The following is a 25,854-nucleotide window of genomic DNA, read 5'->3' on the forward strand; positions in this document are numbered from 1 at the left end:
CGACATCGGCACCGACGTGGCGCTGATGCACCTCAACGGCATCGCGAACAAGGTCAAGTTCAAGGGCCTCAAGGAACGCGCCGAGGAGAAGATGCGGGCGGTGGCCGAGCGGATCGGCCTCAGCAGCGAGCAGCTCGCCGACCGGCTGGTGCCCGACCTGGGCCTGGACACCGACGGGTCGATGGTCCTCGACTACGGGCCGCGCAAGTTCACCGTCGGCTTCGACGAACAGCTCAAGCCCTTCGTCACCGACGAGAACGGGTCTCCCCGCAAGGTGCTGCCCAAGCCCGGCGCGAAGGACGACGAGGACCTGGCCCCGCAGGCGTACAAGCTGTTCGCGGGCTTGAAGAAAGACGTCAAGACCGTGGCCGCCGACCAGGTCCGCAGGCTGGAACGGGCCATGGTGTCGGGCAGGCGGTGGAGCGGGCGGGAGTTCACCGAGCTGTTCGCCGCCCACCCGCTGCTGTGGCACCTGGCCCGGCGACTGGTCTGGGGTGTCTTCGGCGAGTCGGGCGAGCTGCTGGGCTCGTTCCGGCTGGCCGAGGACCGCACCCTCGCCGACGCCGAGGACAACGCCTTCACCCTGCCCGACGACGACACGACCACCGTCGGCGTGGCACACCCGCTCACCCTGGGCGAGTCGGTGGGGGCCTGGGGTGAGCTGTTCGCCGACTACGAGATCCTGCAACCGTTCCCGCAGCTCGGCCGCCCCGTGCACCGGCTCACCGACGAGGACCGCACGTCGCGGCGCCTCACCCGGTTCGCGGGCGCCACCGTCCCGACCGGGCGCGTGCTGGGCCTGGTCCACCGCGGCTGGGTCCGGGGCGAGCCGCAGGACGGCGGTGTGGAGCTCTGGATCACCAAGCCGGTGGACGCCGACCGGGTCCTGGTGCTCGACCTCGCCGAGGGCATCGCGATCGGCTACGTCGACGCCTTCCCCGAACAGCGGATCGAGGGTGTCCGCCTGGCCGCGACGGCGCGCGACTACTGGACCCACAAGGACGACGGGGACATCTTCGACGACATCGACCCCGTCGTGGCCTCGGAGTTCCTGGGCGACCTGGCCATGCTGACCGGCAAGGCCACGCCATGACCACGACCGCCGTCGACTGGCCCGACGAGGACCGCTACGACCCGCCCGCCGAGCTGATGCGGTGGGCGCTGCCCCGCCGCGGCAGGCCGTGGCCGCGCCAGGAGATCACACCGGACCTGCTGGCGCGAGCCGAAGCGCTGCTCGCGGAGGCCGAGCTCGGTGTCGTCGCCGGGCTGGCGAGCCCCCGGACCGATCCGGAGCTGCGCGACGCCGGGACCGGTCAGCTCCGGGGGGCGCCGTCGCCGCTGGGCGCGGCGGTGGTCTACCACCTCGCCGTCCGCAGGCGGGGCCTGGGGTCGGAGGCGTCGTTGGCCGTCCTCGCCGACCAGTGGGTGGCGCGGTGGGGGCTCGCGTTCGCCGTCGAGGCGCTGATGGCGTTGACCGACCTCACCGCCCGCGGCAAGCACCAGTCCGACAACCACGTCGAGTACTGGATCGAGCGCGGTGGGCGGCAAGATCTGCGGACCTGGTGCGGGGAGCCGGTGGCCGACCGGCTTCGGGACAGCATGGCCAGTGCGGACGAGGAAGAGCACGCACGCGCCATCGAGGTGCTGGCCGGGCTGCGGGACACCCCGCGGCGGCAGGCCATCGCCGCCTACCTGGCGCCCGCGGAGCGGCACTGGGTGGCGCAGGCCCGGCTGGCCCCCCGCGGCGGGCCGGACACCCTCGAGATCCGCATGGTGCTGGGGACGGTGGAGACCCTGGCGGAGGCCGTGGCGATGGTGGGCAGGAACGCGCCGTGGGGTTACTCGCTGAGGCAGGTGAGCGTGTCGCCCGCCGCGCTGCCGACGCTGGTCGAGCAGGTCGGGCCGGAGATCGCACCGCTGCTGGAGTGGTGGCTGGGCGCCGACGGCGGGCCCATGGACGGGGTCCTCCTGGGTCACCTGGCCAGCTTCCCGACCGACGAGGCCGTGGCGGTCCTGGCGCGGCGGGCGGCGCAGCGCGGGGTGGTCCCGTTCCTGCGGGAGGCGCTGCGGCGATTCCCCCGGCGCGGGGCTCGGGTCCTCGCCGATGTCATCGCCGCGCGCACGGATGCCGCCATCGAGGAAACGCTCTTGGCGGCGCACCTGCTGGCCTGGCCCGGTGTGGCTGACGTGGCGGAGATGTCCGCGCGCGGCAGGGCGGTGGTCGACCGGCTGCTCGCCACGACCACGGCGCGGCTGCCGGTCGCCGACCTCGCCGACCTGCCGCCGGTGCTGGTCGACCCGCCGTGGACGCGCGAGCGGACCAAGGTCAAGTCCGTGGTCGTCGCGGGCTTGACACCGCTGGGCGCGGACGCGGTGGTGTGGGCCGAAGGCGAGCGGCAGCGGTGGGTCGACTCCGCCGCGAGGTCCGAGCGGCCGTACGAGGTGGTCGGCGACGTCGACTGGGGCGCTCTGTTCCGGCAGTACGGCGGGGCCACCGACAGCGACCACTGGTTGACCATGCCGATGATGGCCCTCGGCCCCGAGGAGGACGCTTGCGGCCTGCTGCGGCGCTGGCGCCCCGAGCACCTGACGTCGGTGGACGGCTGGGGCCGCGCGATCGTGGGCCGGTTCGGGCTCGACGCGCTCGACGCCTTCCTGCACGTCGCGGGCACACAGCCCGCGCTGGCCGCCCCCTGCCTGCTGCCGTTCACCGGCCCCCGGGTCGCGCGGGTCATGGCCGACTGGGCGGCTCGGCGCAAAGCGGTGCGCGGCAAGGCTTTGGCCTGGTTCGCCCGACACGGCGCGGACGGCATCCGGCCGCTGGTGCCCGGCGCGCTGGCCAAGGCGGGCAAGGCGCGCACCGCCGCCGAGGGCGCGCTGCGCCTGGTCGCCCAGCGCGCGGGTGACGACGCCGTGCTGGCGGTCGCCCGCGAGTACGGGCCCGACGCCGAGGCGGGGGTGCGCGCGCTGCTCGCGGCCGATTCGTTGAATGTGCTGCCCGCCAAGCTGCCCGCCATCGGCGACTGGGCCAACCCCGCCTTGCTGCCGCGGCTCGCGCTGGCCGATGGCCGGTCGGCGGTGCCCGCCGAGCAGGTCGGGCACCTGCTCACCATCCTGGCGCTGGGCAAGCCCGGCGAGCCCTACGCCGGTCTGGCCCAGGTCAAGGCGGCCACCGACCCGGCGTCGCTGGCCCGGTTCGGCTGGCGGCTGTTCTGCCTGTGGATGATCGACGGGTACGCCGCCGAGGACGGCTGGGTGCTCACCGCGCTCGGTGCGGTCGGCGACGACGAGGTGGTGCGCGGGCTGTCGCCGTTGATCCGCGCCTGGCCGGGGGACGGCGGGCACCAGCGCGCCGTCGCCGGGCTGGACGTGCTCGCCGAGATCGGCACCGACGTCGCGCTCATGCACCTCAACGGCATCGCGAACAAGGTCAAGTTCAAGGGGCTCAAGACCAAGGCCGTCGAGAAGGTGGCGGCCGTGGCCGACGGCCTGGGCCGCACCGGCGAGCAGCTAGCCGACCGGCTGGTCCCCGACCTGGGCCTGGACGCCAACGGGGCGATGGTCCTCGACTACGGGCCGCGCAAGTTCACCGTCGGCTTCGACGAGCAGCTCAAACCGTTCGTCACCGATGAGGACGGAGTGCCCCGCAAGGTCCTGCCCAAGCCCGGGGCGAACGACGACCAGGACCTGGCCCCGCAGGCGTACAAGCTCTTCGCCGGGTTGAAGAAGGACGTCAAGACCGTCGCCACCGACCAGGTCCGCAGGCTGCAACGGGCCATGGTCACCGGCAGGCGGTGGAGCGCCCACGAGTTCACCGAGCTGTTCGCCACCCACCCCCTGCTGTGGCACTTGGTTCGGCGACTGGTCTGGGGCGTCTACACCGGATCGGGCGCGCTCACCGCCTCGTTCCGGCTGGCCGAGGACCGCACCCTCGCCGACGCCGACGACACCGCGTTCACCCTCCCCGACGACTCCTCGGTCGGCGTGGCGCACCCGCTGCACCTGGGCGAGTCGGTCGACCGGTGGGGCGAGCTGTTCGCCGACTACGAGATCCTGCAACCGTTCCCCCAGCTCGGCCGCGAGGTGCACGCGCTGACCGAGGACGACCGGCACTCGCGGCGGCTCACCCGGTTCGAGGGCGTCACCGTCCCCACCGGACGCGTGCTGGGCCTGGTCCACCGCGGCTGGGAGCGGAACTCGGGCATGGCGCGCCGGGTCACCAAGCACGTCGGGCCCGACCGGGTCCTGGTCGTGGCCCTGGACCCGGGGATCTCCGCGGGCTACATGGACAATGACCCCGAGATGACGATCGAGCGCGTGTGGCTGGCAGGCGACACCGGCGGCCGGTACCGGGCGGGCGAGGACGACGGGCACACCTTCGACGGCCTCGACCCGGTCGCGGCCTCGGAGTTCCTGGCCGACCTGACCGCGCTGACAGGCGAACGGGCCTTGAGGGGAAACGGGAGAGCATGAGCAAGCAGGACGAGACCCTTCAGCGGCCGCCCGCGGAGGTCCGCTACGCCGACGAGCTGGCGCGGCTGCGCGTGGGCGACACCTCGCCCAGGCCGCCGGGCTGGTGGCTGAGCATGGACGCCGCGCGCCGGTTCATCGTCGGCGACGAGCGAAACGGCATCAGCCGCAAGTTCGTCGGCGACCCGTCGCTGATCGACCGGTCGCTGGTGACCCTGGCGACCAGCCGGGGGCTGATGCTGGTCGGCGAGCCGGGCACGGCCAAGTCGCTGCTGTCGGAGCTGATCGCCGCGGCGGTCAGCGGGGTGTCGACGCTGACCGTGCAGGGCGGCGCGGCCACGACCGAGGACCAGATCAAGTACTCCTGGAACTACGCGCTGCTGGTGTCCGAGGGCCCGTCGGCCCGGTCGCTGGTGCCCGCGCCGATGCTGCGCGGCATGGCCGAGGGCAAGGTGGTCCGGTTCGAGGAGATCACCCGCTGCCCGCTGGAGGTGCAGGACTCGATGCTGTCGCTGCTGTCCGAGCGGGTCATCGCGGTGCCGGAGCTGACCGGGCCCGACGGCATGGTGTTCGCCCGCGAGGGGTTCAACGTCATCGCCACCGCCAACACCCGCGACCGGGGCGTCAACGAGATGAGCGCGGCGCTCAAGCGGCGGTTCAACTTCGAGACGGTGTTCCCGATCTCCGACTTCGCCACCGAGCTGGCGCTGGTGGAGCAGGAGGCGGAGCGGCTGCTCGCGCAGTCCGGTGTGCAGGCCCCGCAGCGCAAGGACGTGCTGGAGGTGCTCGTGCGGGCCTTCCGCGACCTGCGCTCCGGGACCGGCGGCCGCGACGGCGAGAAGCTCTCGACGGTGATGTCCACGGCGGAGGCGGTGTCGGTCGCGCACGCGGTGGGCCTGCGCGGGTGGTTCCTGCGCGGCGAGTCCGGGTCGGCCGAGGACATCGTGGCCTGCCTGGCGGGCACCGCGGCCAAGGACGACGCCGAGGACCTGGCCCGGCTGCGCCGCTACCTGGAGCAGCAGGCGCCGCGGCGCAAGGGCGCGGCCTGGTCGGAGCTGCACGGCGCCCGCTACCTGCTGCCCGGCTGATGCCCGCGGTCTTCATTGGCGTGCGCCACCACAGCCCGGCGTGCGCGCGGCTGGTCCGGGAGCGCGTCCGCGAGCTGGCGCCCGCGCACGTGCTCATCGAGGGCCCGGTCGACATGAACGACCGGCTCGACGAGCTGCTGCTGGACCACGAGCTGCCGGTGGCGGTGTTCAGCTACCTGCGCACCGATGAGGGCACCCGGCTGTCGTGGTCGCCGTTCTGCGAGTACTCCCCGGAGTGGGTGGCGCTCACCGAGGGCACGGCGGCGGGCGCCCGGGTCCGGTTCATCGACCTGCCCGCGTGGCACCGCGCGTTCGCCGACCGCGACAACCGGTACTCCGACGGGGAGATGCGCTACAGCGAGGTCACCGCGCGGCTGTGCCGGGAGTTCGCCGTCGACAACAACGACACGCTCTGGGACCACATGGTCGAGATCCGCGCGGGCTACGGCCCGGGCTGGGCCGATGAGCTGTCCGAGCGCCTGGAGACCTACTTCGACCTGCTGCGCGGCGAGACCGACAGCTCCGCGGCCGACACCGAGCGCGAGGCGTACATGGCCGCGTGGGTGCGCGCGGCGGTGGCCGACGCGGGCGACCGGCCGGTGCTGGTGGTGACCGGCGGGCTGCACCGGCCCGCGCTGATCCCGTTGGCGGCCACCGGCGGCACGGCCTGGCCGGAGGTCCCGGAGCCGCAGGCGGGCGCGGTGGGCGGCAGCTACCTGGTGCCGTACTCGAACCAGCGGCTGGACGCCTTCCGCGGCTACCAGTCCGGGATGCCCTCCCCCGGCTACTACGAGCGCCTGTGGGCCGACGGCCCGGAGCGGGCGGCGCAGGGGTTGCTGGAGTCGGTGGCGCTGCGGCTGCGCAAGCGCAGGCAGCGGGTGTCCACAGCGGACCTGATCGCCGCGCGCACCCAGGCGGGCGGGTTGGCCGCGCTGCGCGGGCACGCGGTCCCGGCGCGCACCGACGTGCTCGACGCGCTGGTGTCCGCGCTCGTGTCCGACGCGCTCGAGCAGCGGCTGCCGTGGACCTCCGACGGTGTGATGGCCCCGGGCGCGCACCCGGCCGTCGTCGAGATGGTCAACGCGCTGACCGGCGAGACCAAGGGCAGGCTGCACGCCGACACACCGCTGCCGCCGCTGCTGTCCGCCGTGGACACCGAGCTGGCCGAACTGGGCCTCGACGGCGACGGCCGGGTGCGGCTGGACCTGACCGGTGAGCAGGACCTGCGCCGCAGCCGGGTGCTGCACCGGCTGCGGGTGCTGGGCATCCCCGGCGTCGACCGGCACAGCGGCCCGAGCGGCGGCGCCGACCCGACCGCGGTCGAGGAGTGGTCGCTGCGCCGGTCGGACCTGTGGCTGGCCGCGCTGATCGAGGCCGCCGCGCACGGGGCGACCCTGCCCGGGGCGGCGACGGTGGCGCTGCGGCGCCGGGCCGGGCCGGGCGCGGGTGTCGGCGCGCTGGCCGGGGTGCTGTTCGACGCCGCGCTGTGCGGGGTCGACGTGCTCACCTCCGGCCTCGGCGACCGCGTCGCCGAGGGGGTGGCCACCGCCAGCGACCTGGGCGCGGTGGGCGAGGTGCTGGGGACCGTGCTGGGCCTGTGGCGCCACGACCGGCTGCTGGGCAGCGCGGGCAGCCCGCTGCTGGCCGAGGTGCTCGACGCGGCGGCGGTGCGGGTCATGTGGCTGGCGGAGGGCACGCTCGGGTCCGGCCCCGCCGACCTGGCCCGGCTGGCGGCCATCGCCGCGCTGCGCGACGCGCTGCGCCACGCCGGGGACGTGCTGTCGGTGCACGCGGGCGACGCGCTGGGACTGGCGCGGCGGATCGCGACCCACCCCGGGGTCCCGGTCGACCTGGCGGGCGCCGGGATGGGGCTGAGCTGGGCGCTGGGCGCCCCCGGTGAGCTGCGGCTGCCGACGGACCCCAAGCGCGCCGGCGACTACCTGGCCGGGCTGTTCGCGCTGGCCCGCGAGGAGGTCATCGCCGACGACGAGGTGCTCAGCGCGCTCGACGCCCACGTCGACGGCCTGACCGAGCACGAGTTCCTGGTGGCGCTGCCCGCACTGCGGCTGGCGTTCGAGTTCTTCCCGCCGCTGGAACGGGAGGCCATCGCGCGCGGCCTGCTGGCCCGACGCGGTCTGCGCGGCCCGGCCACGGCGCTGCTGCGCGGCCCGGCCGACCCGCTGCTGGCCGCCGAGGCCGCCGAGCTGGAGGCCAGGGTGGCGGGCCTGCTCGCCCGCGAGGGCCTGCTGGGCGCGCCGACCACTGTGGAGGTCCAAGATGACTGAGCCCGATCCCGCGCTGCAGCGTTGGCGACTCGTCCTGGGCGAACCCGCCAGCACTCTGTGCCCCGAGGGCTTGAGCCAGGGCGCCACCGAGCAGGACAACACGCTGAACTGGCTCTACGGCCGCGACCCGGACAACACCAAGCGCGACCTGCGCGGCGGCACGGGCGACTCCGACCTGACCACCGTCGACTGGCTCGACAACGTGCACCGGCTGTTCCCCAAGGAGACCATCGAACGGCTCGAGCGCGACGCCGTCGAGCGCTACCAGATCGACGACGTGGTCACCAACCCCGAGGTGCTGGCCAGGGTCGAGCCCAACCAGGCGCTGCTAGGCGCGGTGCTGCGCACCAAGCACCTGATGAACCCCGAGGTGCTGGCCCTGGCCAGGCGCATCGTCGAGCACGTCGTGCGCGAGCTGTTGGAGAAGCTGCGCACCGAGGTGCGGGTCAGCTTCCACGGCACCCGGGTGCGCAGGCCGTCGAACATCCCGCTGGCCCGCAACTTCGACTTCCGCGGCACCATCAAGGCCAACCTGGGCCACTACCGCCCCGAGGACAAGCGGCTGGTGATCGAGCGCCCCCGGTTCCACTCGCGGGCGCGCAAGCACGTCGAGCAGTGGCAACTCGTGCTGCTGGTCGACCAGTCCGGTTCGATGGTCGACTCGGTGATCCACTCCGCGGTCACCGCGGCCTGCCTGTGGGGCCTGCCGGGCCTGCGCACCCACCTGATCGCCTTCGACACCAACGTCGTCGACCTGACCGCCGACGTGACCGACCCGGTGGAGCTGCTGATGAAGGTGCAGCTCGGCGGCGGCACCAACATCGCCAAGGCGGTGCAGTACGGGGCAGGCCTCATCACCACCCCCCGCCGCTCCATCGTCGCCCTCATCAGCGACTTCTACGAGGGCGGCGACTCCGAGCGGCTGGTCGGCCTGGTGCGGGCGCTGTGCCAGCAGGGCACCGAGTTCCTCGGCCTGGCAGCGCTGGACAGCGAGGCGACCCCCAACTACGACCGGGAGATGGGCAAGCGGCTGGTGGGCGTCGGGGCGCACGTGGGCGCGATGACACCGGGCCAACTCGCCGACTTCGTCGCGGAGAGGATCGGGCGATGAGCCGGGCGGACCTGCTGGCACTGACCCCGGACGCACTCGCCGCACTGGCCAACCGGGGCCTGGTCAAACGCGCCGCGAAGGAACTGGACAACGGTGTCGTACCGGAGGTCTCGGTCGACGCCGACAAGGTGGTGCACGGCGTGTTCCCGGACGGGGTCACCACCACCCTGCCCCCCGGCGCCGGACTGGACGCGGGCACCTGCTCCTGCGGGGCACCAGGGGCGTGCAGACACCGGATCGCACTCGTGCTGGCCTTCCAACGCGTGGCGACCGCCAAACCCGCGCCAGCCGAGGCCACCGCCACCCTGCCTCCCGACGCCCTCGGGTTGACTCCTCAGCGATCGGGGGCCGCCGAACCCGCGCAACCGGTCGTTCAGCGGGCAGACCTGATGGCACTGACCCAAGACGCACTCACCGCACTGGCCAACCGGGGCCTGGTCAAACGCGCCGCGAAGGAACTGGACAACGGTGTCGCGCCGGAGGTGTCGGTCGACGACGACGGGACTGTGCGCGGGGTGTTCCCGGACGGGGCCACCGCCACCCTGCCTCCCGGCGTCGGCCTGGACGCGGGCGATTGCTCGTGCGGGGCACCAGGGGCGTGCAGGCACCGGATCGGGCTCGTGTTGGCCTTTCAGCGTGTGGGGGCCGCTGAACCCGCGCAACCGGTGGCGCAGCGGGCAGACCTGATGGCACTGACCCAAGACGCACTCACCGCACTGGCCAACCGGGGCCTGGTCAAACGCGCCGCGAAGGAACTCGATTCCGGCGTCACGCCAGAGGTGTCTATCGACAACGACGGGACTGTGCGTGGTGCCTTCCCCGACGACGTGGTTGCCGCGCTTCCGCCGGGTGTCGGTTTGGAAGCGGGTGTCTGCTCGTGCGGGGCGCCGGGGGTGTGCAGGCACCGGATCGCGCTGGTGCTGGCCTTCCAGCGGCGCGCGGGTGACGCGCCAGCGGAGGAGTCCGTCGTCGACTGGTCCCCCGGTGAGTTCACCGATGAGCAGCTCGACAGCGCGTTCGGGGCGCGGACGATGGCGGCCGCCCGCAAGGCGTGGCGGGCGGGGTACCCGGCCCACGTGCGCCGCCCGGTGGGCGACGACCCGGCCCTGGTCGAGTTGGCCGCCTCCACCGTGCGCTTCCTGGTGCGCGGCGAACTCGGCTACGTCGACACCGACACCACCGCCACCCGCCGCGACCTCAACGTCGTCCTCGCCGTCTGGGCGTTCCGCGCGGCGGACGACCGCGACCGCGCGGCCCCGTCGCAGCGCATCGATGTCGGTGGGACCGGCGAGGCCGCCGACACCGGTCTGGGCACCGCCCTGGCCGCGGTCGACGACGTGCTGCGGTCGGGGGCGGTGCACGCGGGGCCGGTCCTCGCCGCGTCGCTGCGCCGGGCCGCCGACGAGGCGGAGTCGCGCAACCTGCGGTGGCCCGTCGCCGTCCTGGAAGACCTCAGCGGCCAGCTCACCGCGTACCAGGAACGGGCCGCCACCTACCGCTCCGAGCGGCTGGCCGCCCTGGTCGCCGAACTGCACGCCCGCCACCGCGCCGTCACCTCCGGCGGGGCGAGCCTGCGCTCCCGGGTCCTGGGCACCGAGGAACGCGCCAGCACCCCCCTGCGCCGAGTCCGCCTGGTCGGCCTCGGCTGCCGGGTCACCGGCGTCGGCGAGGCCCGGCAGGTCGAGGTCTACCTGGCCGACCCGCACACCGGCACCGTCCTGGTCCTGCGCCGCGAATGGGCCGCCGAGGACACCACCACCGGCCACGACCTGGCAGGCCGCCGCATCGTCGGCGCGTCCCTGCGCTCCCTGTCGATCTCGAACGTCGTCAGCGAGTCAGCCACCCGCAGTGCGGGCCGCGAAATCCGCATCAGCCAGGGCCAGCTAGCGAAGACCGCAGTGACGCCTCTGGGCGAGGCGTGGTCGTCGTTGCCTCCGTCGCTGCGGGTTGAGTCGTACGCGGAGCTGTCGGCGGAGCTGGCCGAGCTGCCGCCGTGGTGCGTGCGGCCGAGGGTGGCGGCGGAGTTCGTGCGCGTGCTGCGGGTCGAGTCTGTGTCTTGGGTGTCTTACGCGCCGGGGGCGCAGCGGCTCACCGCGGAGATCGTGGACGGGACGGGGGCCTCGGCGATCGTGGTGTGCGATCACCGGTCGGTGGCGCCGGGGGCGTTGGACGCGTTGGCGGCGTCGTTGCAGGACGCGGTGTACCTCAGCGGGACCGTTCGCCGGATGGGCGGGACGGTGTTCGTCGAGCCGATCGCTGTGCACCGGGGGGCGGCGGTGGAGGTGTTGGACCTGGCCGCCGCCAAGCGCGGGGAGTTGGCGACGGTGGAGCGGGAGGAGTCCGATCCGCTGGTGGCGGCGTTGGACTCGGGGTTGGCGGTGTTGGCGGAGGCCGCGCATCGGGGGGTGCAGCATGCCTCGCCGACGTACGCCGATCGGGTCGCGGCGGCGGCGGAGGGGTTGGGACGGGTGGGGTTGGGGCGTTGTGCGGCGGCTTTGCGTGGGTCTGTGGGGTCGTTGAAGGATTGGGTGGACGCGTTTTTGTTGCTGTCCACCGTTTCGGAGTTCCGGTAGCGGGGGTGCTGGGCCGGGTGGGGCCGCGGGAACGGTGCTAGTTGGCGCGTTCCGGTTCGGTTTCTACTCGGCGGACGTCGGCTCCCAGGCGCTGCATGTTCTCCACGAACTTGGGGTAGCCGCGGTCGATGTGGAAGACGTCCCAGACCTCGGTGGTGCCCTCGGCGCAGAGGCCTGCCAGGACCAGGCCCACGCCCGCGCGGATGTCGCTGGCCCAGACCGGGGCGCTGGACAGGGTCGGCACGCCGCGGATCACGGCGTGGTGGCCGTCGGTGCGGGCGTCGGCGCCGAGGCGGACCATTTCCTCGACGAAGCGGAAGCGGGCCTCGAAGAGGTTCTCGGTGATCATGCTGGTGCCGTCGGCGATGGCGGTCAGGGCGATCGCGAAGGGTTGCAGGTCGGTGGCGAAGCCGGGGTAGGGCAGGGTCACGAAGTCGACCGCGCCGGGGCGGTCGCGTTGCAGGACGCGGAAGCCGTCGTCGTGGATGGTGATCTCGGCGCCCGCGGTGCGCAGCTTCTCCAGGACCAGGTCCAGGTGGTGCGGGTCGACACCGCGCACGGTGATGTCGCCCCGGGTCATGACGGCGGCGAAGGCCCAGGTGGCGCCGACGATGCGGTCGCCGACGACGCGGTGTTCGGTGGGGCGCAGCGACTCGACGCCGTGGACGGTCAGGGTGGAGGTGCCCGCGCCCTCGATCTTGGCGCCCATCTGCTGGAGCATGACGCACAGGTCGACGATCTCGGGCTCGCGGGCGGCGTTGTCCAGGACGGTGACCCCGTCGGCCAGGACGGCGGCCATCAGGATGTTCTCGGTGGCGCCGACGCTGGGGAAGTCCAGCCAGATCTGGGCGCCGTGCAGGCCCTCGGCCTCGGCCACCACGCAGCCGTGCTCGATCTCGGTGGTCGCGCCGAGCTGGCGCAGGCCGTTCTGGTGCATGTCCAGCGGCCGCGAGCCGATCGCGTCCCCGCCGGGCAGGGCGACGACGGCGCGCTTGCACCGGCCGACCAGCGGGCCCAGCACGCACACCGAGGCGCGCAGCTTGCCCATCGACGACGAGTCGGCGCGGTGGTTGAGCTGGGCCGGGGTGGTGATCGTGGCGGTGTCGCCCGCCAGCACCACCTCGCAGCCCAGGCTGCGCAGCACCTCGGCCATCAGCGGGACGTCGAGGATGTCCGGGCAGTTGGTCACCGTGGTCGTGCCCTCGGCCAACAGCGCGGCGGCCATCAGCTTGAGCACGCTGTTCTTGGCGCCCACGACGTCGACCTCGCCGACGAGGCGGGCGCCGCCGTTGACCTGGAAATGCTCTGTCACGTGCGCAATCATGCCCCGGTGTCCCAGCGGGTGGACCGGTGGGGGGCCGCCCCCCGGTTACCCTGGCCGCATGTCGGTCCACATCACGCGCGTTTACACCAAAGTCGGCGACAAGGGCACCACGGCGCTGGGCGACGGCAGCCGCGTCCCCAAGACCTCGACCCGGCTCGCCGCCTACGCCGACGTCGACGAGGCGAACTCGGCGATCGGCGTCGCGGTCGCCGTCGGCGGGCTGTCCGCGGACCTCGTGGAGGTCCTGCGCGCGGTCCAGAACGACCTGTTCGACGTCGGCGCCGACCTGTGCGCCCCGGTCGTCCCCGACCCGCCGTACCCGCCGCTGCGGGTCACCGAGGCCTACGTGACCCGGCTCGAGGGCTGGATCGACGAGCACAACGCCCGGCTGTCCAAGCTGAACTCGTTCATCCTGCCCGGCGGCACTCCCGGCGCGGCCTACCTGCACGTGGCGCGCACGGTCTCGCGCCGCGCGGAGCGCTCGGCGTGGGCGCTGCTGGAGGAGGACGCGGACCGGACCAACATCCTCGCCGCCAAGTACCTCAACCGGCTCTCGGACCTGCTGTTCGTCCTGGGCCGGGTGGCCAACCCGGACGGCGACGTGCTCTGGCAGCCCGGTCAGGGCGCCTGACGCGCCGATCAGCCCAGCGCCTGACGCGCCGATCAGCCCAGCGCCTGACGCGCCGATGGGGGCGGGGAAACCCCGCCCCCATCAGGACGTGCGAAGCTCAGGAAGCCCAGGGCAGGCGACGCCCCGGCGGGGCGCTCTCCAACCAGGACAGGAAACCGGTCAGCGCGTCCGGGCTCATCGCCAGCTCGAACGGCGTGATCCCGGTGGCCGCGGGCGGGTCGAACCGCAGCACCCGCGACCCGGCGGGCATGTTCGGCGTCTCACCGCGCTCGGGCTCCCGGCGCGAGGCGATCTCCAGGCCCTCGCGGGCGATGAGCCGGTCCGGTCCGGCCCGCAGGCTCAGCGCCCGGAACCAGGCGAACTCGTCGCCCTGGTAGCGCCCGACGCCCAGGTGCCAGCCCTTGCCGGAGTCGTCGACCCTGACCCGCATGGCGACGTGCACCCCACCGGAGCGCAGCAGCCGGACGCGGCGGTAGACCAGGGCGAGCAGGACGACGAGGACCGCGGCCAGGACCGCGACGACGACCTCGCTGATGTCCACCCCGGCCGCTCCCGCCCTGTCGCCCGCCGCGCGCTAGACCGACTGGCCTGCCGCGCGCAAGCTCGCCTGCGCCCTGGCGCGCTCGGCCGCGTCGTCCGCGTCGAGCCGGGAGCGCGCGGAGTTCACGTCGATCTCAGAGGAGAGCTGCGCCGACTCGGCGAGCACGCTGACCGTGTCGGCGGTGACCGACAGGAAGCCGCCGAAGACGGCCGCGGTGACCTTCTCGCCGTCGGCGGCGGTGATCGTGACGACCCCACCCTCGACCAACTGGCCGAGCAGCGGCTCGTGGCCGGGCATGATGCCGATCTCGCCCTCGGTGGTCTGGGCGACGACAAAGGTGCCGGTGCCCGACCAGAGGCGTCGTTCCACGGCGACCAGTTGGACGGACATCTCAGCCACGCGATTCTCCTTCGTCTCGCTAGTTACCCGTGAGTCTAGTCGGAACCGGCGCAACCTCCCGAGGCAGGCCGGTGTCAACCACCACATGGAGATGAACTGGGGGTGGCTGGGATCGACGCTGACGAGTTCTCCGACTTCGTGACCCACCGGTCCGCCGCACTGCTGTCGACCGCCTACCTGCTCTGCGGCGGCGACCGGGAGGCGGCCCGGGATCTGCTGCAGGACGTGCTGGAACGGGTCTACCTGCGACGCAGGCGGGTAACCGGGCCGCTCGAGCCGTACGTGCGCGCGGCGCTGGCCAACGCCTCCGCGAACCGCTGGCGCACCCGGTCGCGCAGGGTGCTCGAGACCCCGTTGGAGTCATCACCCGAGCAGGGGACCGATGGCCCCGAGGCAGCGGTCGCCGACCGCGACCAGGTGGCCAGGGCCCTGGGCGGGCTGCCGCCGAGGATGCGCGCGGTCCTCGTCCTGCGCTTCTTCGACGACCTGTCCGAGGCCGAGACAGCCGCGGCGCTGGGCTGCTCCACGGGCACGGTCAAGAGCCAGACCTCGCGCGGCCTGGACCGGCTGCGCACCATCCTCGACACCGAGGCGGTGATCCAGTGAACGAGACTGAGCGGCTCTCCCACGCGCTGCGCGCGGCAGTGGCCGACATCCGACCCGACCCGGGTCTGGCGGGGGCGGTGGTGCGCGGCGCCAAGCGCAGGCGCAGGACGCGCTGGACCGCCGCCACGGCGGGCACGGTGCTGGTCGCCGTCTTCGCCATCGGGGCAGCGACCTCCCTGGCGGGCAAGCCGGTGGGCGAGGTCGCCAACACCGTGCCCGCCGAGGTGTGGATGCAGGGACCGACGCGCGGTTCCCTGGGCGGCGACAGGGCCTTCTTGGACCGCGCCCTAGCCGCTTGGGCCACCGGCATCCAGGTGAGCCCCAACAAGGACCACCTGATCGGACTGACCGGTCAAGCGCACGTCTACTGGGCGGGCACCACCCCCGCCGGGCCCACGGCCATCGTCGCTGAGGACGCGGTCGCGGGCGGGGAGCGCTGGCCCGTGCTGGGCCTGCTGGTCGGCGAGACCCCCCGGCTGGTCACCGATCTGCCGACCGTGTCGCTGGAGCGGCGGGACGCCCCCGTCGCTTTCCAGTTCGGTGACGGAGACCTGGTGACCCTGGTCCCCAACCCGCTCGACGAGCCCCGCTACCTGTCCCCCGCCTTCGACCGAGCCGAGCCCGGCGGGCGCGCGTGGCTGCCCATGGCAGGGCTGGACGGGGTCGCGCTGACCACCCTCCCGGCCGGGTCGGACCCCGCGGACGTCCGGGTGGCCGCCACGCCGGACCCCGACATCCGGGACGCCTACTTCACCTACCCCAGCGCCCACTACACAGGCGGCTTCGCCCAGCAGTCGCAAGGCGGGCCCGTCGAATTCGGGCCACTGTCCCGGGAGACCATCGAGCGCTCCGACGAAGCCCTGCTCGTCCCGGGCAACACCTCGGGCAGCCTGTGGGCTCTGGAGTCCGCGTCGCACAGGGAGGTGTTCAAGGAGTGGATCGACCCGCTGGCGAGAGCCACCTACTTCGGCTACGAGACCGTCGTCGACCTCGGGGACGGCCGCACGGCGCACGCGTTCCCCTTCTGGCAGAAGCCCGACCACCTGCAACTGCTGGTTGTCGAGCGGAAGGAGGGCGAACCGGACCGCGTCTTCGAGGGCTCGGTCGTGCAGGCGGAGCCGTTCCTGGCCACCGCACCCCTGCCCGGGGGGCGCACACTGGTGACCTCCCTCTTCGGGGAGGTCAGCCACACCACCGGCGGCACCTGGATCGCAGCCACGGGCAGCGCCGCGGTCCTGCCCGCCGACGCCACCGCCTTCCGGGTCGCCGGGACGGGGTTCCCTGGGGGTGACATCCCGCTCTGAGCCACCCGGGAACGCACTGGGGCCCGGTATCCGAATCGGATACCGGGCCCCAGTGGTGCTTGCGAGAAGATCAGATCTTCTTGCCGGTGAGCTCCTGGTAGCGGCGCTCCAGGTCGTCCAGGCCACCGATCGAGAGGAAGGCCTGCTCCGGGACGTGGTCGAACTCGCCGCGGGCGACCTTGTCGAAGGCCTCGATGGTGTCCGAGAGCTTGACGAACGAGCCCACGTCGCCGGTGAACTTCTCCGCGACGAAGAAGTTCTGCGACAGGAAGCGCTCGATGCGCCGCGCGCGGTTCACCGTCACCTTGTCCTCTTCGGACAGCTCGTCCATGCCGAGGATGGCGATGATGTCCTGCAGCTCCTTGTACTTCTGCAGGATGCGCTTGACCTCCTGGGCCACCCGGTAGTGCTCGTCGCCGACCACGCTCGGGTCGAGGATGCGGGAGGACGAGGTCAGCGGGTCGACCGCCGGGTAGATGCCCTTCTGGGAGATCGGACGGGAGAGCTCCGTCGTCGCGTCCAGGTGGGCGAAGGTCGTCGCCGGGGCCGGGTCGGTGTAGTCGTCCGCGGGGACGTAGATCGCCTGCATCGAGGTGATCGAGCGGCCCCGGGTCGAGGTGATGCGCTCCTGCAGCTCGCCCATCTCGTCAGCCAGGGTGGGCTGGTAGCCGACGGCGGAGGGCATGCGGCCCAGCAGCGTCGACACCTCGGAGCCCGCCTGGGTGAAGCGGAAGATGTTGTCGATGAACAGCAGCACGTCCTGGTTCTGGACGTCGCGGAAGTACTCCGCCATCGTCAGCGCGGACAGCGCGACGCGCATGCGGGTGCCCGGCGGCTCGTCCATCTGACCGAAGACCAGCGCGGTGTCCGGGAGAACGCCCATCTCCTCCATCTCGAGGAAGAGGTCGGTGCCCTCACGGGTGCGCTCGCCGACCCCGGCGAACACCGAGGTGCCACCGAAGTTGCGGGCGATACGGGTGATCATCTCCTGGATGAGCACCGTCTTGCCGACGCCCGCGCCGCCGAACAGGCCGATCTTGCCGCCCTCGACGTACGGGGTGAGCAGGTCGATGACCTTGACGCCGGTCTCCAGCATCTTGGTCTTGCCCTCGAGCTGGTCGAAGGCCGGGGGACGGCGGTGGATGCTCCAGCGCTCGGCGTCCGCGGCGTGGCCCGGGGTGTCCAGGCACTCGCCGAGGGCGTTGAACACGTGGCCCTTGACCGCGTCGCCGACCGGCACCGAGATGGCCTTGCCGGTGTCGATCACCGGGGTGCCGCGGACCAGGCCGTCCTGGGGCGCCATGGAGATGCAGCGCACCAGGTTGTCGCCGAGGTGCTGGGCGACCTCGAGGGTGATGGTCTTCTTCAGCGCCTCGAGCTCGACGTCGACCTTGAGGGCGTTGAACAGCTCCGGCACCGAGTCGCGGGGGAACTCGACGTCGACGACGGGGCCGATGACGCGGACCACGCGGCCGGTGTTGGTGCGGGTGGTGGGTTCCTGGACAGCGGTCATGGCTTATTCATCACTTCCTGCGGCGGAGAGCGCCTCGACGCCGCCGACGATCTCGCTGATCTCCTGGGTGATCTGCGCCTGGCGGACCTGGTTGGCAACGCGGGTGAAGCTGCGGACGAGCTCGTCGGCGTTGTCGGTGGCGGCCTTCATGGCCGTCCGGCGGGCCGCCGACTCCGAGGCCGCCGACTCCAGCAGCGCCGCGAAGATCCGCGTGTTGACGTACTTCGGGAGCAGGTTGCCGAGGAGGACCTCGGCGCTCGGCTCGAACGCGTACGCCGAGCTGAGGCCGCTGGGGGCGGCGCCCTCCTCGGCGTACTCGACCTCGAGCGGGGCGATCCGCTTGGCCACCGGCTTCTGCGACAGCATCGACACGAACTCCGTGTAGACGATGTGCAGCTCGTCGACACCGGCGACGCCGTCGGGGCCGGGCTCGTCAGCCTGGTCGTCGGCGCCGTCGAGGAACGCCTTGATCAGGACCCCGCCCGCCTCGGCCGCGTTGACGTAACCGGGGGCCTCGGAGAACCCGCTCCAACTGTCCGCCACCGCGCGCTGGCGGAAGCGGAAGTAGTTGAGGCCCTTGCGCCCGATCACGTAGATCACCGGGGTCTTGCCCTGCTCGCGCAGCAGCGATTGCAGCTCCTCGGCCGCACGCAGGACGTTGGCGTTGTACCCGCCGCACAGACCGCGGTCGGAGGTCACCACGAGCACGCCGACGCGGCCCGTGCGCTTGCGCTCGACCAGCAGCGGCGAGTCCAGGTTGGACGCGCCGGTGGCCAGGGCGGTCAGCACGTTGGTGATCTCGTCCGAGTACGGCTTGGCGGCCGCGACCCTCGCCTGCGCCTTGCTGATCCGCGAGGTGGCGATCAGCTCCTGCGCCTTGAAGATCTTCTTGAACGACTGCGCGGACTTGATCCGCTGTCGGATTTCCCGGAGTTGTGCCATCTCGTCAGGCCTTCGGCGCGGGCTTGTTGACCTTCACCGTCTCCTGGCCGACCGCGGACTCCTCGAGCGCCTCGGCCTCGGCCTCGGTGCCCAGCGGCTTGCCGTCGGAGCCGGTGAAGGACTTCTTGAAGTCCTCGACCGCCAGCTTCAAGCGCTCGGTGTTGTCCTCGGTCAGCTTCTTGTCGGTGCGGATCTCGTCCAGGATGCCCGCGTTGCGGTGCCGGAGGCTGTCCAGGAACTCCGCCTCGAAGCGGCGCACGTCAGCGACGGCCACGTCGTCGAGGAAGCCCTTGGTGCCGATCCAGATGGAGACGACCTGCTCCTCCATCGCGACCGGGGAGAACTGGCCCTGCTTGAGCAGCTCCATCATCCGGGTGCCGCGCTCGAGCTGGGCCTTCGAGGTGGCGTCCAGGTCGGAGGCGAAGGCGGCGAACGCCTCCAGCTCGCGGTACTGGGCCAGCTCCAGGCGCAGCGTCGAGGCGACCGACTTCATCGCCTTGGTCTGCGCGGCGGTGCCGACGCGCGACACCGAGGTGCCGACGTTGACCGCCGGGCGCTGACCGGAGTTGAACAGGTCCGACTCCAGGAAGCACTGGCCGTCGGTGATGGAGATGACGTTGGTGGGGATGTAGGCGGAGATGTCGTTCGCCTTGGTCTCGATGATCGGCAGACCGGTCATCGAGCCGCCACCGAGCTCGTCGGAGAGCTTCGCGCAGCGCTCCAGCAGGCGGGAGTGCAAGTAGAAGACGTCGCCGGGGTAGGCCTCGCGGCCCGGCGGGCGGCGCAGCAGCAGCGAGATCGCGCGGTAGGCCTCGGCCTGCTTGGTCAGGTCGTCGAAGATGATCAGGACGTGCTTGCCCTGGTACATCCAGTGCTGGCCGAGCGCGGAGCCGGTGTAGGGCGCGAGCCACTTGAAGCCAGCGGAGTCCGAGGCGGGGGCGGCGACGATGGTCGTGTACTCCAGCGCGCCCGCCTCCTGCAGCGCGGACTGGACACCGGCGATCGTGGAGCCCTTCTGGCCGATCGCGACGTAGATGCAGCGGACCTGCTGCTTCGGGTCGCCGGTCTCCCAGGCCTTCTTCTGGTTGATGATCGTGTCGACGCAGACCGTGGTCTTGCCGGTCTTGCGGTCGCCGATGATGAGCTGGCGCTGGCCGCGGCCGATCGGGGTCATCGCGTCGATGGCCTTGATGCCGGTGGGCATCGGCTCCTCGACCGGCTGGCGCTGCACCACGGTCGCGGCCTGCAGCTCCAGGACGCGGACCTCCTCGGCCTCGATCTCGCCGAGGCCGTCGATCGGCTTGCCCAGCGGGTCGATGACCCGGCCGAGGAAGTTGTCGCCGACCGGCACCGACAGGACCTTGCCGGTCCGCTTGACCTCCTGGCCCTCCTCGATCTTGTCGGAGTCGCCGAGGATGGCGACACCGATCTCGCGGGAGTCCAGGTTCAGCGCCACGCCCACGACGCCGCCGGGGAACTCCAGCAGCTCGTTGGCCATGGCCGAGGGCAGGCCCTCCACGTGGGCGATGCCGTCACCGGTGTCGGAGACGACGCCGACCTCTTCCCGGTTGACGTCCGGGGAGTAGCTGGAGACGTAGTTCTCGATCGCACTGCGGATCTCGTCCGACGAGATCGTCAGCTCCGCCATTGAAGTTCCTGCTCTCGCTTCGTTACTGGAAAAGTTCTAGGGGGATTCAGGAGAACCGGCGCCGCAACGCGTCGAGCCGTCCTCGGGTGCTGCCGTCGATGACCTCGTCGCCGACCTTGATGACCAGGCCGCCGCCCAGGCCGGGGTCGACCTCGACGTGCAGCGCGATCGGGCGGGAGTAGATCCGCCGCAGCGACGCGGCCAGGGACTCCTGCTGCGCCGCCGAGAGGGGGCCCGCGGAGACCACGTGCGCCACCGAGCGCTCGCGCCGCTTGGCCGCCGCCGCGGCCAGTGCCTCCAGACCGCCGACGAGGTCCCGACCGCGCGGCTGCGCGACCAGGTTCTCGACCAGCACGGCCGTCAGCGGGTCGGTCTTGGCGCCGATCAGCTCGCGCACGAGGGAGAGCTTGCCCTCGGTCGCGGCCGTCCGGTCGGACAGCACCTGGTCCAGGCGGGTGTCGCCCGCGACGATGCGGCCGAGCCGGAACAGCTCGTCCTCCACCGCGTCGAGCCGCCCGGCGCGCTCGGCGCGCACCAGGACCGCCGTGGTGGCCAGGTCCTCGACGCCGTCGACGAACTGGCGCGGGCTCGACCAGCGGGCCACCACCGCGGCGACGACGACGTCGAGCACGTCGCCGCTGACCTTGCCGCCGAGCAGGTCGCGCACCAGGCGCTCGCGGTCGGCGGGTTCGGTGGAGGGGTCGGCCAGCGCCCGGCGCAGGCCGATCTCCCGGTCGAGCAGGCCCGCCACCGCGAACAACTGCTGGCCGAAGTCATCGGTCGTCGAGTCCTCGAGCGCGCCGATCAGGGTCAGCTCGACCCCGGCCAGCGCCTCCCTGCTCGCGGCTTGCAGTGCCATCTGAGTTGCCCCTTAGTTCTTCGCCGGAGCGGAGACCGAGTCCAGCTCGGACAGGAAGCGGTCGACGGTGCCCCGACGCCGAACCTCGTCCTCAAGGGACTCGCCGACGATGCGCTCGGCCAGCGTGACGGCCTGGCGACCCAGGTCGGCACGCAGCTCGGCGACGATCTGGGCACGCTGCGCCGACAGCCGGGCCTCGCCCTGGCTGACGATGCGGTCGGCCTCCTCCTGGGCCTGGGCCCGGAGTTCGTCGCGGATCTGCTCGGCCTCGGCACGGGCGTCGTCGCGGATGCGAGCGGCCTCCGCGCGGGCCTCGGCGAGCTGCGCCTTGTACTGCTCCAGCGCGGCAGCAGCCTCGGCCTGGGCCTTCTCCGCCTTCTCAATGCCGCCCTGGATCTCCTCGGTCCGCTTCTCGTAGAGCGCCTCGAAGCGCGGCGAGACGAACTTGGAGATCACGAACAGCAGCAGCAGGAAAGCGATGAACCCGATGATCATCTCGATCGGGTGCGGGACAACCGGGTTCAGTTCTCCCTCGGCGGCAAGGATCACTTGCGCTTGAAGCATGGCGCCTCCCTCTATCTAGGCAGGAACCGGATCAGACCAGGAAGAAGACGACGAGGCCGATCAGCGCGAGCACCTCGACGAGCACGAAGGTCGTCCAGGCGATGCCCATGAGCTTGCTCTGGGCCTCCGGCTGACGGGCGGTGCCGTTGATGACGGCGGACCAGATCAGGGCCACACCGATGGCGGAGCCGATGACGCCGAGGCCGTAGCCGATGGCGGCGAGACCGCTGGCCAGGGCCTCAAGACCCTCGACGGGCGTCTGGGCGAGAACGAGAGCGCTCACTTTTGCGTTTCCCTTTCCAAATTCGCTCCGCGGTCAACCCGCGGATCGGGGGGTTTGTCGAGGGGCCGGCTCTGCCTGCCCCGTCGGGTCAGGTCAGTGGTCCTCGGCCAGCGCCATTCCGATGTAGGTGGCGGACAGCAGAGCGAAGATGTAGGCCTGCAGGATCTGGATGAAGGCCTCGAGGAAGGTCATCGCGATGGCGAAGGCCCACGAGATGAGCGAGACGGGCTTGGCCAGGATCGGTCCGTGCAGCAGCAGGAACTCGCCCGCGAGGGTGAACACCAGCAGGATCAAGTGGCCTGCGAACATCGCCGCGAACACCCGGAGTGCCAGGGTGATCGGGTTCAGCAGGAACTTCTGCAGGAACTCAATCGGCGCGAGCAGGATGTAGACCGGCCAGGGCGCCCCTGGGGGCAGCAACTGGTTCTTCATGTACTGCGAGAAACCGTGCCGCTTGAAGCCGACGAAGTGGTACACCGGGTAAACGACGAACACCGCGATCGCCAACGGGAAGCCAAAGTGCGACATCGTCGGAAACTGGACCACCGGGATGATGCCGAAGATGTTGTTCACCAGCACGAAGGTGAACAACGAGACAATCAGCGGGATGAAGGGCTTGAAATCCTTCGACCCGATCTGCTCCCTGGCGATGTTGTTGCGGCCGAAGTCGTAGATGGACTCCACCGCGAACTGCATCTTGCCGGGGATGATCTTGAGGTTGCGCGACGTCACCAGGAAGAACACCGAGATGATGATGACCGAGAAGACCACCAGCACCATGGGCTTGGTGACCCCGCCGAAGATCGGCGGGAGGAAAAAGTCCCTGACAGAAGGCGGAACGAACTCCGCGCTCTCGGCCAATACCAGCCTGCCCACCTTCGGGCTCCTTCCGGTTCTCCCGGCCGGCGTTCACTCCGCCGGGGGAATCGTCACGATCAGGACCAAACTACCTGAATCACCTGGGGCACCCTGACACCGCCCCTCGCCTTGTGGCGAGGTGCCCCTGAGTGCCCGACCTGCGCCGCAGGCCGCTGACGAGGGGAACCTTATCAGCGGCCGAACGCGGGTCTCACACCCGTACCCGTCAGTAACCCGGGGTGTTGCTCAAGACTCCGAACTTGGGATGATCGTCGGGAGCTTGGTCTTGCGGAAGGCGATCGCCTCGGCGGCCGCGGTGACCAGCACGACCGCGATCATCGTGATGGCCAGCGCCCTCGAATTGACCGCCTCGACCCCCCGCATCGGCAGCATGACGGCCGTCAGCAGGGCGAGCTTGAGGATCATCCCGCCCATCGAGGCGGCGAGCCCGAAGTGCGGACCCAGGTCGGCCGTCGCCCGCATGAGGGCGATGGTGGCCAGCGAGGACACGATCGCGAGCGCCCCGCCGATCAGCGCGCCCACCAGCCCCGGACCGCCGCGCAGGACTCCGAAGAGGACGACGCCGAGCACCGCGGTCGCCAGGGACGGCCACAGCGCGTAGCGGAACATGGCGCCTGCCAAGGTGAGCAGCGCCCGGCCGTGTGGACTCGGTCCCGCCGCCGCGGGACCGGTGCTGTCGAGGTTGTCGCTCATCGGGCATCAGTGTAGGTATCGGGCATCGGACTCTCGACGGCAGGACCCGGCCGCGGGCGCGGATCGCGCGCCCAACGGGACCCCGCCGTCACGGCGAGTATCCCGGCCGGGACGGACGGGCGGTACTCCGCCAAGATCACACGGGCGAGAGGGCCTCGTTTTGTGCTCACCTGGATGAGCGCACCGAGGGCAGGAATGATGCCGCCGCCGCGATGACCACCGCGATGACCAGGCCCCAGGTGACGAAGAACACGTCGAAGATCGTGAACGCCACCGCGCCGAACGCGAGGACCCCGGCCCACAGGTAGATGAGCAGGACGGCGCGGCGCTGGGAGTGGCCGACGGCCAGCATCCGGTGGTGCAGGTGCATCTTGTCGGCGGAGAAAGGACTCTCGCCGCGCCTGGTGCGCCGCACGACCGCCATCAGCAGGTCCAGCAGGGGGACGAAGAGGACAGCGGCCACGATGAACAGTGGGGAAAATACCGCGATCGATTCGGTGGCGCCCCACAGCGACGGGTTCGCCCGGCCCGACACCGAGGTGCTCGCCGCCGCCGCCATCAGTCCGATGAGCATCGATCCGGAGTCGCCCATGAAGATGCGCGCGGGTTGGAAGTTGTGCGGCAGGAAGCCCAGGCACGCCCCGGCGAGCGTCGCGGCGATCAGCGCGGGCGGGTAGTTGTTGACGTCGCCTTTGGACTCGTCGAGCAGGTGCAGCGAGAACGCGCAGGTGGCCGCCGCGGCGATCAGGCCGATCCCGGCGGCGAGGCCGTCGAGGCCGTCGACGAAGTTCATCGCGTTGATCAGGGTGACGGCCAGCAGGATGGCCAGCAGCCCGCCCTGGTTCTGGTCCAGGATCAGCACCGACCCGCCGGTGTCGGAGTCCCCGCCCCACGGCACCCACAGCACCACCCACTGGATGCCGAACAGCACCAGGATGCCCGCGCAGGTGGTCTGCCCGGCGAACTTGGTCAGCGAGTCCAGCTCGAACCGGTCGTCGACCATCCCGATGAGCACCAGGATGCCGCCGCCGATGAGGATCGCGTAGGGGTCCCAGGAGAAGTCGAAGGCCCGGCGCAGCACCGGGAGCTGGTGGGCCAGCAGCATCCCGCCGCACACGCCCAGGTACATCGCCACCCCGCCCATCCGCGGGATCGGCACCACGTGCACGTCGCGCTGGCGGGGGTAGGCGACCGCGCCGAGCCGGATGGCCAGCAGCCGGATGAGCCCGGTGAGCAGGAACGTCAGCACCGCGGTGACCAACGCGACGAGCAGGAACTCCCGCACCGGGAGCACCGAGCCCGCGTCGCCGCCGAGCGGGGACTGGCCCACTAGCTGCTCCGGGCGGGGTGCGGTGCGGGCACGGGGGACTGCCTTTCCTGCTGGGTTGCGCTGCGTGGTGCTCGGTGGTGCGGGGGGTGCGTGCGGGTCAGTCCGCGAGGACCTCGACGCCCAGTGCCTCGGCCACGGCCGAGAGCGCGACCGCGCCCTCGCGCAGCACCCGGGGCTCGGGGCCGGTGAGGTCGACGATGGTCGAGGGGACCGGCTCGCCGACCGGGCCGCCGTCGAGGTAGACCGGCACGTCGTCGCCGAACTGCTCGACGGCCTCGGCGGCGCTGGCCGCCGCGGGCAGGCCGGAGCGGTTGGCGCTGGAGACGGCCATCGGGCCGACCTCGCGCAGCAGCTCCAGCGCCACCGGGTGCAGCGGCATCCGCAGCATGACCGTGCCGCCGGTGCGGCCGAGGTCCCACTGCAGCGACGGGGCGTGCGGCAGCACGATCGACAGGTCGCCCGGCCAGAACGCCTCGACCAGGGTCCTGGCGTGCTGCGGCACCGACAGCACCAGCCCGTCGATGGTGGACCAGGAGCCCACGAGCACCCCGACCGGCATGTCCGGGCCCCGGCCCTTGGTGGCCAGCAGCGCGGTGACCGCGCCCTGGGAGAACGCGTCGCACCCGATGCCGTAGACGGTGTCGGTGGGGAGCACGACCGACCGACCGCCGCGCACGGCGCTGGCGGCGGCGCGGAGGCCGTCGGCGCGCTCGTCCGGGACGCTGCAGTCGTAGACCGTGGTCACCCGGGCGACTCTAGCGGTGCCCGAATCCCGCGTCCCAGGTGCCTCGGGCAGCGTTTCGGGCTCTCC

22 protein-coding genes are annotated in these 25,854 nt (G+C 71.9%); 9 read left to right on the forward strand and 13 right to left on the reverse strand.

Annotation, left to right across the window (positions count from 1 at the left end; genetic code table 11):
* The 6 genes from GCL84_RS28825 to GCL84_RS28860 all read left to right on the forward strand — a co-directional run.
* Positions 1-1,093: DUF4132 domain-containing protein (locus tag GCL84_RS28825; protein WP_156758732.1), on the forward strand; the 1,093-nt coding region annotated here is incomplete at its 5' end.
* Entirely contained in the window at positions 1,090-4,473 is a 3,384-nt protein-coding gene (locus GCL84_RS28830; protein ID WP_156758733.1) for a DUF4132 domain-containing protein, read from the forward strand. The genes GCL84_RS28825 and GCL84_RS28830, both read left to right, overlap by 4 nt.
* Positions 4,470-5,558, forward strand: a complete 1,089-nt coding sequence (locus tag GCL84_RS28835; protein ID WP_156758734.1) for an ATP-binding protein — start codon at positions 4,470-4,472, stop codon at positions 5,556-5,558. Before GCL84_RS28830 ends, GCL84_RS28835 begins: the two co-directional genes overlap by 4 nt.
* Positions 5,558-7,843, forward strand: coding sequence for a DUF5682 family protein (locus GCL84_RS28840; RefSeq protein ID WP_156758735.1), 2,286 nt, complete (start codon positions 5,558-5,560; stop codon positions 7,841-7,843). Before GCL84_RS28835 ends, GCL84_RS28840 begins: the two co-directional genes overlap by 1 nt.
* Positions 7,836-8,954, forward strand: coding sequence for a VWA domain-containing protein (locus tag GCL84_RS28845; RefSeq protein ID WP_156758736.1), 1,119 nt, complete (start codon positions 7,836-7,838; stop codon positions 8,952-8,954). Before GCL84_RS28840 ends, GCL84_RS28845 begins: the two co-directional genes overlap by 8 nt.
* Positions 8,951-11,527, forward strand: a complete 2,577-nt coding sequence (locus tag GCL84_RS28860; protein WP_197523591.1) for an SWIM zinc finger family protein — start codon at positions 8,951-8,953, stop codon at positions 11,525-11,527. The genes GCL84_RS28845 and GCL84_RS28860 overlap by 4 nt, the downstream gene beginning before the upstream one ends.
* 37 nt (positions 11,528-11,564) lie before the next feature.
* Here the strand turns inward: GCL84_RS28860 and murA are convergent, their stop codons facing one another.
* Positions 11,565-12,839 (reverse strand): UDP-N-acetylglucosamine 1-carboxyvinyltransferase, encoded by a 1,275-nt coding sequence (murA, locus tag GCL84_RS28865; RefSeq protein WP_156758737.1) that lies wholly within the window; start codon positions 12,837-12,839, stop codon positions 11,565-11,567.
* Positions 12,840-12,909: 70 nt separating this feature from the next.
* Here murA and GCL84_RS28870 point away from each other — a divergent pair, with 70 nt between their 5' ends.
* The gene (locus tag GCL84_RS28870; protein ID WP_156758738.1) at positions 12,910-13,482 is read left to right on the forward strand and encodes a cob(I)yrinic acid a,c-diamide adenosyltransferase; all 573 of its coding nucleotides are present in this window, start codon (positions 12,910-12,912) and stop codon (positions 13,480-13,482) included.
* Between the two features lie 97 nt (positions 13,483-13,579).
* On the opposite strand, the gene GCL84_RS28875 is transcribed toward GCL84_RS28870, so the two are convergent.
* Complete coding sequence (locus tag GCL84_RS28875) at positions 13,580-14,023, reverse strand: DUF2550 domain-containing protein (RefSeq protein WP_156758739.1); 444 nt, start codon at positions 14,021-14,023, stop codon at positions 13,580-13,582.
* Positions 14,024-14,056: 33 nt separating this feature from the next.
* Complete coding sequence (locus GCL84_RS28880) at positions 14,057-14,422, reverse strand: F0F1 ATP synthase subunit epsilon (RefSeq protein ID WP_156758740.1); 366 nt, start codon at positions 14,420-14,422, stop codon at positions 14,057-14,059.
* Positions 14,423-14,524: 102 nt separating this feature from the next.
* Here GCL84_RS28880 and GCL84_RS28885 point away from each other — a divergent pair, with 102 nt between their 5' ends.
* Positions 14,525-15,028: a SigE family RNA polymerase sigma factor gene (locus GCL84_RS28885; protein ID WP_156758741.1), complete on the forward strand. Its 504-nt coding sequence runs from the start codon at positions 14,525-14,527 to the stop codon at positions 15,026-15,028.
* Positions 15,025-16,332 carry a hypothetical protein gene (locus GCL84_RS28890; RefSeq protein ID WP_156758742.1) on the forward strand — a complete coding sequence of 436 codons (1,308 nt, stop codon included), beginning with the start codon at positions 15,025-15,027 and terminating at the stop codon, positions 16,330-16,332. Before GCL84_RS28885 ends, GCL84_RS28890 begins: the two co-directional genes overlap by 4 nt.
* Positions 16,333-16,402: 70 nt before the next feature.
* Here the strand turns inward: GCL84_RS28890 and atpD are convergent, their stop codons facing one another.
* From atpD to GCL84_RS28940, 10 genes are all read right to left on the reverse strand, one after another.
* A complete protein-coding gene (atpD, locus tag GCL84_RS28895; RefSeq protein WP_156758743.1) occupies positions 16,403-17,845 on the reverse strand; it encodes a F0F1 ATP synthase subunit beta in 1,443 nt (480 codons plus the stop codon).
* A gap of 3 nt (positions 17,846-17,848) precedes the next feature.
* Entirely contained in the window at positions 17,849-18,787 is a 939-nt protein-coding gene (locus GCL84_RS28900) for a F0F1 ATP synthase subunit gamma (RefSeq protein ID WP_156758744.1), read from the reverse strand.
* 4 nt (positions 18,788-18,791) lie between these two features.
* Positions 18,792-20,435: a F0F1 ATP synthase subunit alpha gene (gene atpA, locus GCL84_RS28905; protein WP_156758745.1), complete on the reverse strand. Its 1,644-nt coding sequence runs from the start codon at positions 20,433-20,435 to the stop codon at positions 18,792-18,794.
* Positions 20,436-20,481: 46 nt separating this feature from the next.
* Complete coding sequence (locus GCL84_RS28910) at positions 20,482-21,294, reverse strand: F0F1 ATP synthase subunit delta (RefSeq protein WP_156758746.1); 813 nt, start codon at positions 21,292-21,294, stop codon at positions 20,482-20,484.
* A 12-nt stretch (positions 21,295-21,306) separates the two neighbouring features.
* Positions 21,307-21,858 (reverse strand): F0F1 ATP synthase subunit B, encoded by a 552-nt coding sequence (locus GCL84_RS28915; RefSeq protein ID WP_235926840.1) that lies wholly within the window; start codon positions 21,856-21,858, stop codon positions 21,307-21,309.
* Positions 21,859-21,889: 31 nt separating this feature from the next.
* The gene (locus GCL84_RS28920) at positions 21,890-22,141 is read right to left on the reverse strand and encodes an ATP synthase F0 subunit C (protein ID WP_197523592.1); all 252 of its coding nucleotides are present in this window, start codon (positions 22,139-22,141) and stop codon (positions 21,890-21,892) included.
* A 93-nt stretch (positions 22,142-22,234) separates the two neighbouring features.
* Positions 22,235-23,017: a F0F1 ATP synthase subunit A gene (gene atpB, locus GCL84_RS28925; protein WP_156758747.1), complete on the reverse strand. Its 783-nt coding sequence runs from the start codon at positions 23,015-23,017 to the stop codon at positions 22,235-22,237.
* 228 nt (positions 23,018-23,245) lie between these two features.
* Positions 23,246-23,713, reverse strand: a complete 468-nt coding sequence (locus tag GCL84_RS28930) for a hypothetical protein (RefSeq protein ID WP_156758748.1) — start codon at positions 23,711-23,713, stop codon at positions 23,246-23,248.
* Between the two features lie 166 nt (positions 23,714-23,879).
* A complete protein-coding gene (locus GCL84_RS28935) occupies positions 23,880-25,043 on the reverse strand; it encodes a glycosyltransferase family 4 protein (protein ID WP_156758749.1) in 1,164 nt (387 codons plus the stop codon).
* A 97-nt stretch (positions 25,044-25,140) separates the two neighbouring features.
* Positions 25,141-25,788, reverse strand: coding sequence for an L-threonylcarbamoyladenylate synthase (locus GCL84_RS28940; protein WP_156758750.1), 648 nt, complete (start codon positions 25,786-25,788; stop codon positions 25,141-25,143).
* Between the last annotated feature and the right edge of the window lie 66 nt (positions 25,789-25,854).

Source organism: Actinokineospora pegani (assembly GCF_009745975.1).
Lineage (GTDB): Bacteria > Actinomycetota > Actinomycetes > Mycobacteriales > Pseudonocardiaceae > Actinokineospora > Actinokineospora pegani.

Coding starts and splice junctions, on each gene's coding strand:
- GCL84_RS28845 (WP_156758736.1), top strand. CDS start 7,836: ATGACTGAGCCCGATCCCGCGCTGCAGCGTTGGCGACTCGTCCTGGGC.
- GCL84_RS28930 (WP_156758748.1), bottom strand. CDS start 23,713: ATGAGCGACAACCTCGACAGCACCGGTCCCGCGGCGGCGGGACCGAGT.
- GCL84_RS28830 (WP_156758733.1), top strand. CDS start 1,090: ATGACCACGACCGCCGTCGACTGGCCCGACGAGGACCGCTACGACCCG.
- atpD (WP_156758743.1), bottom strand. CDS start 17,845: ATGACCGCTGTCCAGGAACCCACCACCCGCACCAACACCGGCCGCGTG.
- GCL84_RS28860 (WP_197523591.1), top strand. CDS start 8,951: ATGAGCCGGGCGGACCTGCTGGCACTGACCCCGGACGCACTCGCCGCA.
- GCL84_RS28840 (WP_156758735.1), top strand. CDS start 5,558: ATGCCCGCGGTCTTCATTGGCGTGCGCCACCACAGCCCGGCGTGCGCG.
- GCL84_RS28910 (WP_156758746.1), bottom strand. CDS start 21,294: ATGGCACTGCAAGCCGCGAGCAGGGAGGCGCTGGCCGGGGTCGAGCTG.
- GCL84_RS28915 (WP_235926840.1), bottom strand. CDS start 21,858: ATGCTTCAAGCGCAAGTGATCCTTGCCGCCGAGGGAGAACTGAACCCG.
- GCL84_RS28900 (WP_156758744.1), bottom strand. CDS start 18,787: ATGGCACAACTCCGGGAAATCCGACAGCGGATCAAGTCCGCGCAGTCG.
- atpA (WP_156758745.1), bottom strand. CDS start 20,435: ATGGCGGAGCTGACGATCTCGTCGGACGAGATCCGCAGTGCGATCGAG.
- GCL84_RS28870 (WP_156758738.1), top strand. CDS start 12,910: ATGTCGGTCCACATCACGCGCGTTTACACCAAAGTCGGCGACAAGGGC.
- GCL84_RS28835 (WP_156758734.1), top strand. CDS start 4,470: ATGAGCAAGCAGGACGAGACCCTTCAGCGGCCGCCCGCGGAGGTCCGC.